At 72.2% G+C, this 14,289-nt stretch carries 13 protein-coding genes; 5 read left to right on the top strand and 8 right to left on the bottom strand.

Translation table 11 applies throughout. The annotated features are described in order from the left end of the window. Positions 1-40: 40 nt before the first annotated feature. Positions 41-1,195: an acyl-CoA dehydrogenase family protein gene (locus KVF89_RS27535; protein WP_257430332.1), complete on the bottom strand. Its 1,155-nt coding sequence runs from the start codon at positions 1,193-1,195 to the stop codon at positions 41-43. 100 nt (positions 1,196-1,295) lie between these two features. Here KVF89_RS27535 and KVF89_RS27530 point away from each other — a divergent pair, with 100 nt between their 5' ends. The 5 genes from KVF89_RS27530 to KVF89_RS27510 all read left to right on the top strand — a co-directional run bounded on the left by KVF89_RS27530 (position 1,296) and on the right by KVF89_RS27510 (position 6,445). Next, complete coding sequence (locus tag KVF89_RS27530) at positions 1,296-2,492, top strand: thiolase family protein (RefSeq protein WP_257430331.1); 1,197 nt, start codon at positions 1,296-1,298, stop codon at positions 2,490-2,492. A gap of 25 nt (positions 2,493-2,517) precedes the next feature. Continuing rightward, the gene (locus tag KVF89_RS27525) at positions 2,518-3,276 is read left to right on the top strand and encodes an SDR family NAD(P)-dependent oxidoreductase (RefSeq protein ID WP_257430330.1); all 759 of its coding nucleotides are present in this window, start codon (positions 2,518-2,520) and stop codon (positions 3,274-3,276) included. Further along, on the top strand, positions 3,273-4,061 hold the full coding sequence (locus KVF89_RS27520; RefSeq protein ID WP_257430329.1) for a crotonase/enoyl-CoA hydratase family protein: 789 nt from the start codon (positions 3,273-3,275) through the stop codon (positions 4,059-4,061). Before KVF89_RS27525 ends, KVF89_RS27520 begins: the two co-directional genes overlap by 4 nt. An 8-nt stretch (positions 4,062-4,069) precedes the next feature. Continuing rightward, positions 4,070-5,014, top strand: a complete 945-nt coding sequence (locus KVF89_RS27515; protein ID WP_257430328.1) for a zinc-binding dehydrogenase — start codon at positions 4,070-4,072, stop codon at positions 5,012-5,014. A gap of 138 nt (positions 5,015-5,152) precedes the next feature. Next, positions 5,153-6,445, top strand: coding sequence for an HNH endonuclease signature motif containing protein (locus KVF89_RS27510; RefSeq protein ID WP_306810125.1), 1,293 nt, complete (start codon positions 5,153-5,155; stop codon positions 6,443-6,445). A 94-nt stretch (positions 6,446-6,539) separates the two neighbouring features. Here KVF89_RS27510 and KVF89_RS27505 read toward each other — a convergent pair whose 3' ends face one another. Genes KVF89_RS27505 through KVF89_RS27475 form a run of 7 tightly spaced genes read right to left on the bottom strand, consistent with a single transcriptional unit; the run spans position 6,540 to position 14,286 of the window. Then, entirely contained in the window at positions 6,540-7,316 is a 777-nt protein-coding gene (locus KVF89_RS27505) for an SDR family NAD(P)-dependent oxidoreductase (protein WP_257430327.1), read from the bottom strand. After that, on the bottom strand, positions 7,313-9,352 hold the full coding sequence (locus KVF89_RS27500; RefSeq protein ID WP_257430326.1) for an oxidoreductase: 2,040 nt from the start codon (positions 9,350-9,352) through the stop codon (positions 7,313-7,315). Before KVF89_RS27500 ends, KVF89_RS27505 begins: the two co-directional genes overlap by 4 nt. A gap of 7 nt (positions 9,353-9,359) precedes the next feature. Then, the gene (locus tag KVF89_RS27495) at positions 9,360-9,833 is read right to left on the bottom strand and encodes a MaoC family dehydratase (RefSeq protein ID WP_257430325.1); all 474 of its coding nucleotides are present in this window, start codon (positions 9,831-9,833) and stop codon (positions 9,360-9,362) included. After that, positions 9,833-10,999: an acyl-CoA dehydrogenase family protein gene (locus KVF89_RS30525; protein WP_257430324.1), complete on the bottom strand. Its 1,167-nt coding sequence runs from the start codon at positions 10,997-10,999 to the stop codon at positions 9,833-9,835. Before KVF89_RS30525 ends, KVF89_RS27495 begins: the two co-directional genes overlap by 1 nt. Beyond that, the gene (gene dctP, locus KVF89_RS27485) at positions 10,996-12,285 is read right to left on the bottom strand and encodes a TRAP transporter substrate-binding protein DctP (protein ID WP_257430323.1); all 1,290 of its coding nucleotides are present in this window, start codon (positions 12,283-12,285) and stop codon (positions 10,996-10,998) included. The genes KVF89_RS30525 and dctP overlap by 4 nt, the downstream gene beginning before the upstream one ends. Before the next feature lie 55 nt (positions 12,286-12,340). Beyond that, positions 12,341-13,396 (bottom strand): zinc-binding dehydrogenase, encoded by a 1,056-nt coding sequence (locus tag KVF89_RS27480; protein ID WP_257430322.1) that lies wholly within the window; start codon positions 13,394-13,396, stop codon positions 12,341-12,343. Further along, positions 13,393-14,286, bottom strand: a complete 894-nt coding sequence (locus tag KVF89_RS27475; RefSeq protein ID WP_257430321.1) for an HpcH/HpaI aldolase/citrate lyase family protein — start codon at positions 14,284-14,286, stop codon at positions 13,393-13,395. The genes KVF89_RS27480 and KVF89_RS27475 overlap by 4 nt, the downstream gene beginning before the upstream one ends. Between the last annotated feature and the right edge of the window lie 3 nt (positions 14,287-14,289).

Below are 14,289 nucleotides of genomic sequence, written 5' to 3'. Positions count from 1 at the left end.
CCTGCCGCGTCCGCGGCAGTCACGGGTCGGCCGGTGATCATCAGCGGCGCTGGTCGAACTTGCGGCCGAGCACCTCGGAGACGATCCGGATGCGCTGCATGGTGGGCGTGCCACCGGCGATCGCCCAGCCGTGGGCGTCGCGGTGGAGCCGCTCGATGCCGTACTCCTCGGTGTAGCCGTTGCCGCCGTGGATCTGCATGGCGAGGTCGGTGACCCGCTTGGCCATCTCGTTGGCCGTGCACTTGGCGAGCGACACCTTGAGCGCGTCGGGCATCCCCCGCGCGTCCACCGACGCGGCCGCCTGGTCGCGCAGGAGGCGCGCGGCCTCCACCTGCAGCACCATGTCGGCGACCATCACCTGGATGCTCTGGAACTCGATGAGCGGCTTGCCGAACTGCTCGCGCTCCTCGACGTACTTGAGCGTCCGGTCGAGCGCGGCCTGCCCGATCGCCAGGCTCATGGTGGTGTTGCCCATCCGCTCGATGGAGAAGACGCCGAAGAGCCTGCCGAAGCCGCCCGCGGGAACGATGATGTTCGACTCGGGCACCTCGACGTTGTCGAAGTAGAGGTCGGCCGAGGGAATGCCGCGGAAGCCCATCAGGCGCTCACTGGCCCCGAACGAGAAGCCGGGTGCCCCCTTGTCGACGACGACCGCGCCGATGCCCTTGGCCCCGGGTGCGTCGGAGAGGCGGCAGTACACGACGTACTGGTCGGCCTCGCCGCCGTTGGAGATCCAGCGCTTGTTGCCGTTGACCACGACGGTGCCGTTGGTGACCTTGGCGGTCGTGCGCATGTCCGTGGCCGCCGAGCCGGCGTCGGGCTCCGAGATGCCGACGGCCATGGTCCGCTCGCCGGAGATGATCGCCGGGAGCCACCGCCGCTTCTGCTCCTCGGTGCCGAGGTGGTTGACCACCTGGGCGGGGCCGGTGTTGGCCTCGAAGATCTGGAAGGCCGCCGGACGGCACACCTTGGCGAACTCCTCCACCACCACCAGCGCCTGGGCGAGCGGGGCACCGGAGCCGCCGTACTCCTCGGGGTGGGCGATGCCGAGGAACCCGAGCTCGCCCAGCTGCATGCGCTGCTCGCGGGACACGGGCGTGCGGTTGACGTCCATCTCCTCGGCCACCGGCCCGTACACGTCGCGGGCGACCTGAGCGGCGAGCCGCCGGACCTCCGCGTACTCGTCGTTCGGCACGACATCCTCCTTCACGGTTGTAATCATTATCCTAGATTCGCCACCCAGGCGGATGTCAAGGCCTCGTGACACTTGATGAATATCATGATAAGCATTAGGGGTGACTGGACGCTACCTCTCCGACGTCGTCGTCGTCGATGCCGTACGCACGCCCAGCGGTCGGGGCAAGCCCGACGGTGCGCTCGCCGGCCTCCACCCCGTCGACCTCCTCTCCCAGACGATCGAGACCCTGCTCGACCGCTCCCCCGCCCTCGACCCGGCGACCGTGGACGACGTGATCGTCGGCTGCGTGTCCCAGGTCGGCGAGCAGTCCGCCACTCCCGGCCGGATGGCCTGGCTGGGCGCGGGCCTGCCCCCGCACGTCCCGGCGACCACCATCGACCGCAAGTGCGGGTCGAGCCAGCAGGCCGTGCACTTCGCCGCGCAGGCCATCGCGTCCGGCCAGGCCGATGTCATCGTCGCCGGCGGCGTGGAGTCCATGAGCCGGGTCGTCATGGGCTCGGCCCGGATGGGCGCCGACCCGTACGGCGCGCGGGTGGCCGAGCGCTTCGCCCCCGGGCTGGTGTCCCAGGGGGTCGCCGCCGAGCTGGTGGCCGCTCGCTGGAAGCTCTCCCGCACCGAGCTCGACGAGCACGCCGTGCGCTCCCACGAGCTGGCAGCGGCGGCGCAGGACTCGGGGGCGTTCGACCGCGAGGTGATCGCGGTCACGACACCGGCGGGTGTCGTGGGCCGCGACGAGACGATCCGCCGCGGCACGACCGTCGAGCGGCTGGCCGGGCTGAGGACGGTCTTCGAGACCGCCGAGCTCGGCGCCCGCTTCCCCGAGATCGACTGGTCGGTCACCGCCGGCAACTCCTCGCAGATCACCGACGGGGCGAGCGCCCTGCTCCTCATGTCCGCCCAGCGCGCCGAGCAGCTCGGGCTCGCCCCCCGAGCGCGGATCCACAGCATGGCGGTGGTCGGCGACGACCCGCTGCTCATGCTGACCGGCCCCATCCCCGCCACGCATCGGGTGCTGGAGCGGGCCGGACTCTCGGTCGGCGACCTCGACCACATCGAGCTCAACGAGGCCTTCGCCTCGGTCCCCCTCGCCTGGCAGGCCGAGTTCGACGTCGATCCCGCGCGGGTCAACCCCCGCGGCGGTGCGATCGCGCTGGGTCACGCCCTCGGCGCGTCCGGAGCGCGGCTGATGACCACCCTGCTGCACGCGTTGGAGGACAACGACCAGCGCCTCGGCCTCCAGCTCATGTGCGAGGCCGGCGGCATGGCCAACGCCACCATCCTCGAGCGGCTCTGAGCCCGCCCACCCGAAGGAGAACACTGTGGACCTCACCGGAGCCTCGGCCCTCGTCACCGGCGGCGCGTCCGGCCTCGGCGCCGCGACCGCGCGGCGACTGGCCCGCGCGGGCGCCCATGTCGTCGTCCTCGACCTCAACGAGCAGCTCGGCAAGGAGCTCGCCGAGGAGGTCGGTGGATCGTACGCGGCCGCGGACGTCACCGACGCGCAGCGCGTCGACGCCGCGCTCGACCTGGCCGTCGAGCGGGGCCCCCTGCGGGCGCTGGTGCACTGCGCCGGCAAGGGCGGCACGGTCCGCCTCGTCAACCGGGACGGCTCGGCCGGCGACCTCGACCTCTACCGGCAGCTGATCGACATCAATCTCGTCGGCACCTTCAACGTGCTGCGCCTGGCGGCCGCGCGGATGGCCGCGAACGAGCCTGTCGACGGCGAGCGCGGCGTGTGCGTGCTGACCGCGTCGGTCGCCGCATGGGAGGGCCAGATCGGCCAGATCCCCTACGCCTCGGCGAAGGCCGGCGTCGTGGGGATGACTCTCGTCGCCGCACGGGACCTGGCCACCAAGGGCATCCGGGTGAACACGATCGCGCCCGGCGTCTTCGACACCCCGATCCTGGCCCGCTTCTCGCAGGAGATCCGGGACGGCCTCGGCGCGCAGGTCCCGAACCCCGCCCGGCTCGGCCAGCCCGACGAGTTCGCCCTGCTCGCCGAGCAGATCGTCCAGAACCCCTACCTCAACGGCGAGACGATCCGCCTCGACGGCGCGATCCGGATGAGCCCGCGATGACCACGGAGGAGAGCATCGTGACCGACACCGACCTGCTCGTCGAGGAGCGGGGCCGCGTCCTCGTGCTGACCATGAACCGGCCCGAGTCGAAGAACGCCATGTCCATGGCGATGGCGCACCGGATCGCCGACGCGCTCCAGCTCCTGGACGACCGCGCGGACCTCAGCGTCGCGGTGATCACGGGTGCCGGCGGCACGTTCTGTGCGGGCATGGACCTCAAGGGCTTCGCCCGCGGCGAGCGCCCCGTCGTCGAGGGTCGCGGCTTCGCCGGCATCGTGAGGCGACCGCCGACCAAGCCCGTGATCGCCGCCGTCGAGGGCTACGCGCTCGCCGGAGGCTTCGAGATCGTGCTGTCCTGCGACCTCGTCGTCGCCTCGTCCGCGGCGAGGTTCGGGCTGCCCGAGGTGAAGCGCGGCCTCACCGCCGCGGCCGGCGGCCTGCTGCGCCTGCAGCACCGGATCCCGTACCACCTGGCGATGGAGCTGGTCCTGACCGGGCGCATGTGGCCGGCACCGGACGCTGCCGAGGTCCACCTGGTCAACCGGCTCACCGAGCCCGGGCAGGCGCTGGCCGCCGCGCTCGACCTCGCCGACGAGGTCGCTGCGAACGCGCCCCTCGCCCTCGCCGCCTCCAAGCAGGTGCTGGTCCGGTCGGCCGACTGGCCCCTGACCGAGATGTTCGACCGTCAGGAGGCCTTCGTGAACCCGGTCCGCGAGTCCGCCGACGCCCAGGAGGGCGCACTCGCCTTCGTCGAGAAGCGCGCGCCCCGCTGGACGGGCCGCTGAGCGCGACGATGCGTGCCTGGCAGATGACGGGCACCGGCGAGCCGCTGCGCCTGACCGACCTCCCCGAGCCGGTCGCCGGTCCCGGTGAGGTGCTGGTGGCCGTGCGCGCGGCCGGCCTGTGCCACACCGACGTCGGGATCCTCGACGACGCCACCTGGACCGCCCGGCTCGGTCCGTTCCCGCTGACCCTCGGCCACGAGGTCGCCGGCGTGATCGCCGCCGTCGGGGTCGGGGTCGACGGCTGGGCCGTCGGCGACCGGGTCGCCGTGAACCCCGCCGGCAGCACCCGGCCAGGACTCGGCCGCGACGGCGGCTACGGGCCGTACGTCGTCGCGGACCCGCCCGACCTCGTCCGCGTCCCCGAGGGGCTCTCCTTCGAGCTGGCCGCCGCGGGCACCGACGCCGGCCGGGCGCCGTACCGGGCCGTGGTGGTGCGCGGCGAGGTCGCCGCCGGCGACAAGGTCGGCATCATCGGCCTCGGCGGCCTGGGGCAGGTGGGCGCGCGGATCGCGGTGCTCCGCGGGGCGGAGGTGTACGCCGCCGAGCCCAAGCAGTCGCTGTGGCCGATGGCGCGCGAGCTCGGTGTCACCGAGGTCGCCGCCGACATCACCGCCTTCGCCGACGTCGGTCTCGACCTGATCGTGGACTTCGCCGGGTTCGGCACCACCACCGCCGCCGCGATCGAGACCGTGCGCGACTTCGGGCGCGTGGTGCAGGTCGGGATGGGTCGCCTGGAGTCGACGATCTCGACCAACGCCCTGATCCTCAAGCAGGTCACCCTGCTCGGCTCCCGTGGCGGGACCGTCGAGGACATCGCCGCGGTGTACGAGATGTTCGCCTCGGGCGACCTCTCCCCCGCCCTCGAGCCGATCGGCTTCGACGACATCCCGGCCGCGCTCGACCGGCTGCGCCGGGGTGACGTCACCGGCCGCCTCGTCGCCCGCTATCCCTGACGCCAACCGTAGGTCGAGCCTGTCGAGACCCCTGTCAGAGTCGAGCCTGTCTCCACAGCTCAGTGTGAGAAGGGCCTTCGTGTCGGAGCCGCTTGAGAGGATCGGCGTACGCCGAAGCCGATCGGGAAGGCCGCTCCGATGTCCCTCATCCAGTCACCGCCTGCTCCGTTGGCGGCTGCGGTGGCGGTGTCGCGGGAGGCCCTGGCCGGCGTGCGGGACATGCAGCCGCTGTACCTCTCGACGGGGGAGAAGGAGCGGTTGCTGACCGAGCTCGCGGGCCTGGAGGCGCAGGTCGTGGAGCTGCGGCTGCGCACGCTGGCGGTCGCCGGTGACGTCGCGGAGAGCCACGGGTCGCGCGATGTGGCGGGCTGGTTCGCCAAAGCCGTGCATGCCGACCCCGCCAAGGTGCGGGCCGAGGAGCGGCTGGCCTCAGCGGTGGCGGACCGGTTCACCGCGACCGCTGCCGCGCTCGCCAAGGGTGGGGTGAACCTGGAGCAGGTGCGGGTCATCACCGCTTGTGTCGATGACCTGCCCGACCGGGTCGGGGTCGCGGTGAAACAGCAGGCGGAGGCGGACCTGATCCGGTTGGCCGCGGACTTCGGTCCCGCCGAGCTGCGCCGGTTGGGGCGGGCGATTCTGCATGTCTCGGCTCCCGAGATCGCCGACGCCGAGGACGCGCGGCGGTTGGCGGAGCAAGAGCGGCATGCGGAGGAGAAGGCCTCGGTGCGGTTCCGCCCCGTCGGCGACGGCACCACCAAGATCCATCTTCGGGTCGCCGATGCGGTCGCCGGTCGGTTCGAGACGTACCTGGACGGGTGGACCAATCCCCGCCACCCCAACCAGCGCGACCAGCACGACGTCGGGAACGACGGTGCGGGGTCGAACCCGGATGTGGTGCGGTTGCCGCGACACCGGCAGTTGGCCGAGGCGTTCCGTCGCCTGTTGGAGCACCTGGACCCGTCGAAGCTGCCCGACCAGGGCGGGGACGCGACGTCGGTGGTCGTGACGATCGGGATCAAGCAGTTGTTGTCGGGGATGGGGGCGGCGACGACCACGAACCCGCTGTCGCCAACGGGCACCACGGACATCTCTGCGGCCGAGGCGCGGCGGTTGGCGTGCACGGGGGGCGTCATCCCCGCCGTCCTGGGCGGGGAGAGCGAGGTCCTGGACCTGGGTCGCAAGCAGCGGTTGTTCAGCACGGCGATCCGCAGGGCGCTGCGGTTGCGTGATCCGGTGTGTCGGGGTGAGGGGTGCACGATCCCGGCTCGGTGGTGCGAGGCCCATCATCTGCAACCGTGGGCGCTGGGTGGGGTGACGAGCCTGGGCAACGGGATCTTGTTGTGCGGGTTTCATCATCACCGGATCCATGACCAGGTCTATGACCATGACACCCTGCCCGACGGCGACATCCGCTTCCACCGAAGAGCCTAGAACGCCGAGTCCGCGTGGTCGTCGAGTAGCGCCGCAGCGCTGAACGAGCGCAGGTGCGGTATCGAGACGCCCGCACGGGGCGCGGGCGGCTGGGCTACTCGGGACGGTTCAGCAGGTTCGCGTTGCCGGCCAGGAAGCCACCGTCGACGCCGTAGCAGGAGCCCGTCACGAAGCCGGCTGCGCTAGAGGCGAGGAAGGCGACCACGGCCGCGACCTCCTCGACCGTGGCAAGCCGGCCGAGGGGGTGGGCCGACTCGAGGTGGGCGATCTCCTCGTCCGTACGGCGAGAGCGCAGCAGCCCGGTGTCCACGAAGCCGGGCGCGACGGCGTTGATCCGGATGCCGTCCCCGGCGTACTCCAGCGCAGCCGATCGGGTCAGTCCGGTCAGTGCGTGCTTGGTGGCCGAGTAGGCGGCCGCGCCGGCGAACCCGACGCCGGCACCGACCGAGGAGACCACCACGATGCTGCCACCGGCACCGGCAGCGGCGCCCGCGGTCCCGAGCATCGCCCCCACCTGCTCGCGCAGGCAGCGGAAGGTGCCGTTGAGGTTGACGTCGACGACCCGCTCCCAGCCGGCGTCGTCGTACTCGTGCAACCGAACGGGCGGGCCGCCGATGGCGGCGAGGTTCACGGCGACGTCGAGGCCGTCCAGGATCTCGACGGCACGCCGTACGCCGTCGCGGACGCTGTCGGCGGAGGTGACGTCGATGCCGACCGCTCCGACGGCGCCGGTGCGCTCCGCGACCTGACCGGCAGCGGACTCGTCCAGGTCGGCCAGGACCACCCTCAGCCCGTCGGCGGTGAGGGCCCGCACGCAGGCGGCTCCGATCGCGCCGGCGCCGCCGACGACGAGGGCGGTGCGGGCGCTCATCCGATCCGCTCCACCGGGGACGATGACCAACGACCGTCGACCACCTCGGGGTGGCCGGCCAGCACCTCGGCGAGCGCGTAGGCCTGGCGGGTCGCGAACGACAGCCGCCGGGGTGCGTACGCGTCGCCGAGCACGTGCAGCTCGGGCACCTTGCCCTGGAGCTGCTGGAACAGGGTGTCGTCGCTGTCCGCGCCACAGGCGAGCACGACGGTGTCGTAGCCGGACAGCCGCTGCGACTCGAACGTGTAGACGTGTCGTACGTCGACGCCGTCGGCGTGGATCGCCCGCACCTCCTCGAGGTGGCGGAACTCCACCTTCTGCTTGTGCAGCCTCGCCAGTACGCCGCCGAGGATGTAGCGACCGAGCTGCTGGCCGGGCTGCTGGGCGCCGTACACCAGGGTGACCTGGCGGCCCTGGCCGGCGAGCAGGTCAGCGACGGTGAGCGGCGGCAGGTGGTCGTCGCGCGCGATGATCAGCACCCGGTCGCCCACGGCGGCGGTGCCGCCCAGCACGTCCGCGGCGTCCACGACGTGCGGCAGGTCGACTCCCGGCAGCACCGGCCGGTGCGGTCGTGCGCCGGTGGCGACCGCGACGACCTCGGCCTCCGCCGCGACCACCGACTCCACGGTGGCCGTCGTCGCCCGACGCACGTCCACCCCGAGCCGGGCCAACCGCGCCTCCTGCCAGGTGAGGTACTCGCCGTACTTGTCGAAGGTGGGCGCGTTGGCGACGGTCGCGAGCTGGCCGCCGAGCCGCTCACCGGCCTCCCAGAGCGCCACCTGGTGTCCGCTCTCCGCGGCCAGCGCGGCCAGCTCGAGGCCCGCCGGTCCGCCACCGATCACCAGCAGCTTGCGCGGCGACGCGGCGACGCCGAGGTCGCCCTCGCCCCACCGGCCCTGCGCCTCGGTCTTGACGTGCGGGTTGACCGCGCACGAGAACGGCAGGCCCTCGGCGTACTGCCGGCTGATGCAGTCGTTGCCGCCCACGCACGGGCGGATCTCGCCCTCGCGGCCCGCGCGCGCCTTGGCGAGCAGATCGCGCTCGGCGAGGTAGGCCCGCGCGATGCCGACCACGTCGGCGTGGCCGGCGGCCAGCACCTGCTCGGCCACCGCGACGGTGTTGACCCGGCCGGCATAGACCACCGGCAGCGAGACCTCCTTGCGGACCCGTCCGGCCAGCTCGGCCCACTGCGCGGCGTCGTAGTGCTGGGACTGGATGTAGCTGGGGTCGCCCCAGGGCGAGCCGACCACCGCGTGCAGGTAGTCGACCAGGCCGGTCGCCTCGAGCAGCTGCGCCACCTCGACACCGCCGCTCTCGTCGTAGCCCTCGGGCATCTCCTCGCGCAGGTTGAACCGGACCCCGACGGTCAGCTCCGAGCCCACCGCCTCGCGGACGGCCCGCAGCGACTCGACCGCGAAGCGGGCCCGGTTCTCCAGGGACCCGCCGTAGCGGTCGGTGCGGTCGTTGGTCAGCGGCGAGAGGAACCACTCGAGCATGTCGTCGTGGTTGAGGTGCAGCTCGATGCCGTCGAGCCCGGCCTCGCGGGCGCGGGTGGCGCTGAACCGGTACTCCTCGACGTACTCGGCGACGTCGGCGGTCGACATCACGTGCGGCCGGGCGTTGGTGAGCGGGGAGCTGAGCACCCGGCCGGGTGACTGCGGCACCCCGCCGATCACGGTGAGCTGGCTGGTGACCACCGCCCCGGCCCGGTGCAGCCGGTGGGCCAGCTCCTGGACCCGCTCGACGTAGTTCGGCTGCCGGTAGTTGCCGATGGTCTCCGCGCCGTAGCCGCCCGTGTCGAAGCCGGGGATCACGGGGTTGCGGACCCGGCCGCGTACGCCGTCGATCCAGGACGCGCCGTCCAGCGCCCGCGACTCCCAGTAGGCCATGTGGGTCTCGGCCTCGGCGTCGGTGCCCCACAGGTTCCCGATCCCGGAGCCGTGCGGCGGAACCATGATCCGGTTGCGCAGCCGCATCGTCCCGATGGTGATCGGGGTGAAGACGTGCGGGTACCGGCCCTCGTGCTGCTCCGTCACGAAGCGCTCACTCTCCGAACGCCGTGCCGTCGGCAGGGAGCCGCATCATCAGTCCGGCCCGCTTGCAGGTCATGACGAGCACGTCGTCCTGGTTGTAGCCGCGGTGCTCGAACCACACGATCCCCGAGTCGTCCCGGCTGGCCGACTCCCGCTTGTCGACGACAGTGGTCTCCCCGCGCAGGGTGTCGCCGTGGAAGACGGGCGCGGGGAAGCGCATCTCCTCGTAGCCGAGGTTGCCCAGCGTGGTCCCCATCGTCAGCTCGGGTACGTGGAACGCCCCGATGAGCGCCACGGTGAACAGGCTGTTGACCAGCGGACGGCCGTGGATCGTGGTCTTCGCATGCTCGGCGTCGAGGTGGATCGGAGCGACGTTCATGGTCAACGACGTGAAGAGGACGTTGTCCATCTCGGTCACCGTGCGCCGGAAGGCGTGCCGGTAGACCTTCCCGATCTCGAACTCCTCGAAGTACAGGCCGCGCATCAGTAGCTCCTCGGCAGGCCGAGCACGTGCTCGGCGACGTAGTTGAGCACCATCTCCTGGCTGATCGGGGCGATCCGCATCAGCCGGGCCTCGCGGAAGTACCGCTCGACGTGGAACTCCTTGCTGTAGCCCATGCCGCCGTGCACCTGCAGCGCCACGTCGGCGGCGTAGAAGCCCGCCTCGGCGCACAGCCACTTGGCGTAGTTGGCCTCCGCACCGCAGGGCCGCTGCCGGTCGACCAGCCAGGTCGCCTTCTGCAGCACCGCGTCGGCGGCCTCGAGCCGGATCTTGGCCTCCGCGAGCTGGAACGACAGGCCCTGGTTCTGACCGATCGGGCGGCCGAAGACCACCCGGTCCTGGGCATACCGCACGCCGCGGCGCAGCGCCGCCTCTCCGATCCCGAGCATCGCGTTGGCGGCGACCACCCGCTCGGCGTTGAGGCCGGTGAGGATCACCTCGAAGCCCCGGCCGACCTCGCCGACGACGTCCTCGTCGGCGACGAAGAGGTCGTCGATGAACAGCTCGTTGCTGTCGACGGAGTTGCGGCCCATCTTGGGGATCGGCCGGATCGTCACGCGGTCCCGGTCGACCGGCGCGAAGAAGACCGTCAGCCCGTCGGTCCGACGAGCACACTGGTCCTTGGGCGTGGTCCGCGCCAGGAGCAGCATCCGCTCGGCCTGCTGGGCGTTGGAGATCCAGACCTTCTTGCCCGACACCAGCCACCCGCCGTCGACCTTGCGGGCGAAGGTGGACAGGTTGGTCGTGTCCGTGCCGGCATCGGGCTCGGTGACCGCGAACGAGATCTGCAGGTCGCCCTTCGGCACCCGCGGCAGGAAGCGCTGCTTCAGGTCCTCGCTGCCGTGGCGCAGGATCGGCTCGAAGCCGAAGATCCCGATGTGGACCGAGCTGCACCCGCCCATCCCGGCGCCGGACGCGGAGATCTCGCGCTCCACGATCGCCGCCTCGGTGACGCCGAGCCCGCCGCCGCCGTACTCCTCGGGGATGGTCAGGCCCAGCCACCCGGCGTCCGTGACGGCGCGGTAGAAGTCCCAGGGAAACTCGTGCAGCTCGTCCCTGGCGGCCCAGTACTCGTCGGGGAACCTCGCGCACAGGTCGCGCATCCCCTGCCGGATGTCGTCGTGGACCGGGTCGACGTCGAAGTTCACGACGGACGCCGCTCGCCCATGGCGCCGTCCCACAGGGCGTCGAAGTACGGCTGCAGGTCCGGCACTCCCCGCGCGTACCACGCGGGGAAGTCCTCGTAGGACGTGCCGACGCCGTCGATGCCGAGCTCGTCGATCCGGTTCGCCCACTCCTCCTCGGCCTGCGTGGCGACGTCGACCAGTGCCCGGCCGTCGCTGACCGCGTCGCTGCCGGCGACCTCCTCCTCCACGGTGGAGTGGACGGCGGCCAGCCGGGCCACGGCATCGTCGTCGAAGGCAGCCAGCTCGCCGCCGGCGTCGAGGACCGCCTGGACGGCCGCGGCGGTGTTCTCCCAGGCACCCTCGAAGTTGGCCTGCAGGAGCACGTCGAGCCGGTCGAACATGAGCTGCTGGGCCGCCAGCGGCAGCTCGTTCCAGCGGGCCAGGCTGATCGCGATCGTGCCGGCCGGCGAGTTGAACCCCTCGTCCTCGGCGTAGGCCACATGCGGCGCCGCCGGGATGAACCCGCCCAGCGCGGCACCCGTGACCGTGCTGAAGGCACAGTCGATGACACCGCGCTGCAGGCCCTCGAACATCTCGGCGTAGCTGATCGAGGTCGGCGCGAGGCCCAGCGCCTCGGCCTCCCGGTTCTGCACCTTGCTCTGGCTCGCGATGCCGCGACCGTCGAGCGCATCGGCGGAGGCGCCGGGATCGGTGCAGTAGGGCATGTAGGCGCCCGATCCGAAGGCGGGCAGCAACAGCTTCATGCCATGCGCCTCGTACTCGCGGTCGACGTCGTCGGCAGCAGCGGCGATGTCGAGCATGATCCCGTGCCACTGGAGCATCCAGTCCACGGGAGTCTGTCGACCCAGGTGGCTGAGGTCGCCGAGCGCGTTGGCGGCCGGCAGCTCGTCCGGGATGAGGGCGGGCATGACCGAGCCGACGTCGAGCCGGCCGTCCGCGAGGGCGAGGTGCACTTCGTCGGGCGGTGCCATGCCGTTGGCGTAGGTGAGGTCGAAGGAGATCTTGCCGTCCGACCACTCCTCGACGACGGCGGCGTAGTCCTCGAAGCGCCGTCCGGTCGCCGAGCCCTTGGGACCGGTGGACTGCATGGCCAGGGTCACCGGCTCCATGTCGGCGAGCGCCTCCGCGTACGCCGCCCGGTCGGCGCCGTACTCGATGCTCTCACCGCCCGCGTTGGTCTCCTCGGTCGCCGACGATCCCGAGCAGGCCGCCAGGGCGAGCATCGCCGTCGTGAGAGCGGTGAGGACGGCGCCGCGGCGCCGTCCTCTCGTCAGACCTGTGGACATGGGCAGCACCTTCCCTAGCGATGATGATCGATATAATCCTTATCAGTGATTTCGGTCACCGGTCAAGCAGCTCCGGCGCCGGGACCGCGACCGCTCGTCCCAGCACCGCGCCGGCGGCGAGGCGCGTATAGGCCGCCTCGACCTCGTCCAGCGCGACCTCCTCGACCTCGACGCGGACCTCCCCGGCGGCCGCCAGCTCCAGCAGCCGGGCCAGCTCGGGCCGCGTGCCCCAGTACGGCAGGTCGGTGCGGACGCCGAGCGGCAGCGCGTGCATGCCGACCTCGAGACGGCCACTGCCCACACCGACGACGGAGATCACGCCGTTCACGCCGACCAGGTCCGCCGCCTGGGCCAGGCTCGGCCCGGAGCCGACCAGGTCGAGCACCACGTCGGCACCGCGTCCGGAGGTGAGCTCGCGCACGGCGCCGGGGAGGTCCGCGTCGGCCGGCAGCGCGTGGTCCGCCCCGAGCCGCTCGGCCAGTCGGCGCTTGGCGGGCAGCCGGTCGACCGCGATCACGGACGCGCCGGCGCGTCGGGCGAGCTGGACCGCGACATGGCCCAGCCCGCCGATCCCCAGGACCACGACGGTGACCTCGTCGGGCGGCAGGCCGACCGCGGCGAGGGCACGGCCGAGGGCGTGCAGGGCGGTCAGGCCGGCATCGGTCAGCGCCGCGCCCTGCGCGGGCGGGACGCCCGTCGCGAGGAGGAGATGGTCCAGGTCGACGGCGACGAGCTCGGCCAGGGCTCCGTCCGCCCCGAGTCCCGGCGGCAGCCGCGAGCCGGGCGCACGGCAGTAGTTCTCCGCGCCCGTCGCGCAGGCGGCGCAGCGACCGCAGCCGCGGGGACCGTAGCCCACCACGGCACTGCCGATCGCGATGTCCCCGCCGTCAGTCACGCCGGCGCCGAGGGCGACCACCGTGCCCGCGAGCTCGTGGCCGAGCACGACGGGCAGGGCGAATCGCTGCTCGTCGGCCGACCTGCTCGCCAGGGTCAGGTCGGAGTGGCACAGCCCGGCGGCCGTCGTACGGACCACGACCTGCCCCGGCGCGGGGCGGGGGTCAGGTACGTCCGTGAGCCGCCAGCCGTCCCGGTCCAGGACGAACGCCCTCATCGGGCAGGCGTCCCCCCGCGCACCAGCCGGGCGTGCTCGAGCCAGTCACGGGCCTTGTCGGCGTGCGCGAGGTCCACATGCTGGCCGCGGAAGCGGATCGCACCCTCGCCCCGCGCGACCGCCGCGTCGACGGTGGCGACGAGGTCCTCGTAGTAGGCGACCTCCTCGTCCGAGGGCGTGAACACCTCGTTGATCACCGGCACGTGGCTGGGGTGGATCGCGATCATCCCGCGGAAGCCCAGCTGGAAGCCGTAGTCGGCGAAGCGGTGCAGGCCGTCGAGGTCGGCGAGGTCCTCCCACAGGGCGGTCAGGGGGTGCAGACCGTACTGTCGGCAGGCGAGCAGGATCCGGCTGCGCAGGTACAACGTCTCCGAGCCCTCGGGGGACTGGCGGAAGCCGACGGCGCGGGCGATGTCGGCGTGCTCGGAGGTCGGTCCGATCATCGCGCCGACCCGTGGCGAGGCCGCGGCGATCTCGAAGCAGTTGGTGATCGCGTCGACCATCTCGACCGGCACGATCATCTCGAGGCCCTCGGCGCCGTTGCGCGCCTCGAACCAGTCGATGAGCGTCTCCCAGCGCAGCACGTCGGTCGCGTCCTTGATCTTCGGGGCGAAGATCCCGTCGAGCTCCGGACACACGACGGCCTCCAGGTCGGCGCCGGCGAGCCGGGTGGCGAGGGCGTTGGGCCGCACGAACAGGCCGACCTCCGGCCGCTCGGCGCGCAGCTTCGGCAGGGTCTCGCGCACGGTCGCGCGGGCCTCGTGCTTGAGGTCGTGGGGCACCGAGTCCTCGAGGTCGAGGACCACGCAGTCCGCGCCCGAGGCCAGTGCCTTCGCAGCCCACTCCGGCTTGTGCGCGGGGACGAAGAGGACGGTTCGGTAGGGGTGCACGGC

This window comes from Nocardioides carbamazepini (genome assembly GCF_024614185.1).
Classification (GTDB): Bacteria; Actinomycetota; Actinomycetes; order Propionibacteriales; family Nocardioidaceae; genus Nocardioides; species Nocardioides carbamazepini.
Note: the sequence above shows the minus strand (reverse complement) of the source record. Positions and strands in the feature narration are given on the sequence as shown.